Annotated in this window: 3 protein-coding genes; 2 read left to right on the forward strand and 1 reads right to left on the reverse strand. The window is 46.2% G+C overall.

Going from position 1 to position 3,813, the window contains the following annotated elements; genetic code table 11:
- Positions 1-7: 7 nt before the first annotated feature.
- Complete coding sequence (locus PX484_RS22930) at positions 8-712, reverse strand: SDR family oxidoreductase (RefSeq protein ID WP_271992776.1); 705 nt, start codon at positions 710-712, stop codon at positions 8-10.
- A 131-nt stretch (positions 713-843) separates the two neighbouring features.
- On the opposite strand from PX484_RS22930, the gene sat reads away from it, so the two are divergent.
- Together sat and PX484_RS22940 are read left to right on the forward strand one after the other, a co-directional pair.
- Positions 844-2,013 (forward strand): sulfate adenylyltransferase, encoded by a 1,170-nt coding sequence (gene sat, locus PX484_RS22935; protein WP_287765305.1) that lies wholly within the window; start codon positions 844-846, stop codon positions 2,011-2,013.
- A partial coding sequence (locus PX484_RS22940) for a caspase family protein (protein ID WP_288105687.1) occupies positions 2,010-3,813 on the forward strand: 1,804 nt, incomplete at its 3' end. The genes sat and PX484_RS22940, both read left to right, overlap by 4 nt.

The following is a 3,813-nucleotide window of genomic DNA, read 5'->3' on the forward strand; positions in this document are numbered from 1 at the left end:
CTGATGACTAAAAAAAGAGATGACTATCGGGTTGAATATTAATTTCCATGGGGACAGCTTGGGGTTCAGCATTCATGGCAAAATAGATAGCATCGGCGGCAGTTTGAGCGGTTAACATTTTATTGCGATCAACTTTTAAGCTCACCTGATCCCAAAAAGGAGTATCGACACCACCAAAATAGAATAAAGTCATTTTAATACCATAGCGTTTTAACTCATCGGCCAAACATTTACTAAAACCGACCACCCCGTATTTAGAAGCACAATAAGCGGCAGCCATAGCCATAGAATGCTTACCTAAAATTCCCACCACATTACAGATATGACCGGCCTTATTTTCCTTCATCACATTAGCGGCAGCCTGACAGGTATAAAAACTCCCCTTCAGATTGAGGTCGAGCATTTTATCTAAATCTTCCGGCGTGATTTTATTATATTGTTTCATCACACCGGCTCCGGCCGCATTAACCAACACATCCAACCGGCCGTAATGGGAGACAATTTTTGCCATCAAAGTTTCTACCTGGGTTGGATTAGTGATATCCGTCGGTACAATTAACGAGGGACAAGACAACTCACCAGCTAAATTAGATAAATTATCGGCATTTCTGGCCACTAATACGAGTTTATGACCATTAACAGCTAGTTTACGGGCTAAAGTGGCACCGATACCCCCCGTAGCGCCGACAATCAGGACAACTTTTTCGCTCATAATTATTTACAATTCTTTACAAACATTATTGTAAACTGTTCCGACTGGAAAATCATCGCTAGTCCCAACCCCTTGATTAAGGGTTAGCCAACTTCTGATAGGATAAACCGTGACAATGTAAAGAAATTTTTATGACTGTACTGACCGAAGGAATCGCGCCCCACGGTGGGCAATTAATTAATCGTATTGCTACCGCTGCCGAAAAAGCCGAATTTCTGGCCCTAGCTGAAAAACTACCGCGAGTTTCCTTAGATGAACGAGCGCTCTCGGATTTAGTTATGATTGCTATTGGTGGTTTCAGTCCCCTCAAAGGCTTTATGGAACAGGACGACTACGAAAAAGTCGTCGATGATATGCGTCTAATCAATGGTTTACCCTGGGCAATTCCCGTGACTCTTTCCGTTAGCGAAGAAGTGGCGGATCCCCTCAAAGAAGGCAACTGGATTCGTTTAGATGACAGCGAAGGCAACTTTGTCGGAGTCCTAGAACTAACCCAAAAATACCGTTACAATAAGGCCCACGAAGCAGTTAACGTCTATCGTACCGACGACCAGAAACACCCCGGGGTAAAAGTCCTCTACGAACAGGGAGAAATTAACCTCGCAGGTCCAATATGGTTACTTCAGCGCGATCCTCATCCTCAGTTTCCCAAATATCAGATCGATCCTCTGCAATCGCGCAAAATGTTCCACGAAAAAGCTTGGAAAACGATTGTCGGTTTCCAAACCCGTAATCCCATCCACCGGGCCCACGAATACATTCAAAAATGCGCCCTAGAAGTGGTAGATGGTTTATTCTTGCATCCCCTTGTCGGCGCTACCAAAAGCGATGATGTGCCAGCCGATGTGCGGATGCGTTGCTATGAGATCATGATGGATAAATACTTTCCCCAAGATCGCGTTATTCTAGCTATCAACCCCTCAGCTATGCGTTATGCTGGCCCCCGGGAAGCAATTTTCCACGCTATTATCCGTAAAAACTACGGTTGTACCCATTTTATCGTCGGTCGTGACCATGCCGGAGTCGGGGACTACTACGGAACCTACGATGCTCAGTATATCTTTGATGAGTTCGAGCCGGGGGAATTGGGAATCGTGCCGATGAAGTTTGAACACGCTTTCTACTGTACCCGCACTTCGGGAATGGCAACCACCAAAACTAGCCCCAGTTTACCGGAAGAAAGAATCCACCTTTCGGGAACGAAAGTCCGGGAACTGCTGCGTAAAGGAGAATTACCACCTCCAGAATTCTCCCGTCCAGAAGTAGCTGCCGAATTAATCCGGGCCATGCGAGAGTTATGAAGATAACTAGGCGAGAATTTGTCCAGCAGACAGGTTGGGGGTTGCTGACTTTGGCGATTAGTCAAGGAACCCTTAACCGTCATTTGGCCGCTCTCGCCGCCCCTAATCCCCGAAAATTGGCTCTTTTAGTCGGTATTGACCAGTATGGGGCGAATATTCCGCCGCTGCATGGCTGTCTTACCGATGTGGAGTTACAAAAAGACCTTCTCCGTTATCGTTTTGGCTTTCAGGATGCTGATATAGTGACTTTAACGGGACAACAAGCCAGTGGAGAAGCGATCAAATCGGCTTTTTTAGAACACCTGATCGCCCAAGCCAGGTTGGGGGATGTGGTCATTTTTCACTTTAGTGGTTATGGCAGTCTTGGGGACAGAAAAGAAGTTTTTATTACTGCTGATGGGGCAGAAAATGCTTTACTTAAGGAAAATATCCTGCTGATGGCTCGCTGTCTAGCTACGGATAAGTTTAGCTTGATTTTTGATAGTAGTCATCTCCCCCAACCTCAGCCCTATCTCGGTAATCTCCGCATTCGTTCCTATTCTAGAACCATTACTGATCCTAACCCCGCCGAATTAACTTTCGCTGCCGATATTAAAACCCGTTTTAACCTCAAAAATAAGCCTAGTAACGGCGTTATTCTCGCTGCCGCTAAACCAGAGCAAATCGCCCTGGAATTGAGCGGTAATAGCCCCAATGCCGGCTTATTCACCTATGATCTCACTCAGTATCTCTGGCAAGTTTCCCCCAGTCCGACAATTGCGATCGCTTTTCCCCATCTCCGTCATCTCGTCGCTAGTCACAGCAGTCAACAACAGCAACCGGCAATCCTGACCGGTAATCAAAATAATTCTGCGCCGCCATATCATATACAGCCAGAAAAGTCAAGGGGTGGAGCGGCAATTGTTACAAATCTTATTGATGAACGCACCCTAGAAGTCAATCTGGTCGGCCTGCCCTTAGAAATCCTAGAAAATTACGGGATTAACTCCTGTTTGAGCTTTATTGAGGCGACTGGGCAGGAAATCAGCCTAAAAATTCTCTCCCGTCAGGGTTTAAAAGCCAAAGCCCAGTTATTATCAGCAACCGCCTCCCTAGAAATAGGACAGATTCTAGAGGAAAAATTGCGGGTTTTTCCCAGTCAAATCGGCTTAATCGTCGGTTTGGATAGTAACTTAACCCGGATTGAACGGGTAGATGCCACCAGTACCTTTGCCAGTTTGCCCGATGTGGCCGCCGTGGTTAATATTGGCGAACAAACGGTAGATTGTCTCTTAAGTCGAGTTGGTGGCGAAGAAACTGGCAATTATCAGTTATTATCTCCCAATGGCTCCCTAATTATCGGTAGTTTAGGGGCGGCCAACGAAGCAATTAAATCGGGGATTAAACGACTGCAATCCCAACTAGAAACCCTGCTGGCCTGCAAATTGTGGCACTTGTTGATCAATCAAGAATCCTCCGGTTTAGCCGTTATTGTCACCCTGGAAAGCCTCGATCAAACCTATATCTCCACAGTGCCAACCCAAAAAATTGCGGGTAGCAGGGGGACTAATACCGCTAAAAATGACTTAATTCTGCCCGTCGGTACGGAAATTCGCTATCAAATTGAGAATCAAGAAGAACAACCCCTCTACGCGCTGATCCTTGTCCTCAACAGCGATCGCCAACCGCTTTTATACTGTTCCCATTCAGAAAACCCCGATAATTTCAGCAATTCTAGCCCATTAGCCCCCTTTGTCGTGGCGGCCAAAACCAAGGCCACCATCCCCAATGACCGCCAAGGGCATTGGAAAATTAGTCAAC

Source organism: Microcystis sp. M49636_WE2, assembly GCF_030065375.1.
Lineage (GTDB): Bacteria > Cyanobacteriota > Cyanobacteriia > Cyanobacteriales > Microcystaceae > Microcystis > Microcystis aeruginosa_C.

What these genes read in the sequence shown, in the direction of transcription:
- PX484_RS22930 (WP_271992776.1), bottom strand. Translation starts at nt 712, where the DNA reads ATGAGCGAAAAAGTTGTCCTGATTGTCGGCGCTACGGGGGGTATCGGT.
- sat (WP_287765305.1), top strand. Translation starts at nt 844, where the DNA reads ATGACTGTACTGACCGAAGGAATCGCGCCCCACGGTGGGCAATTAATT.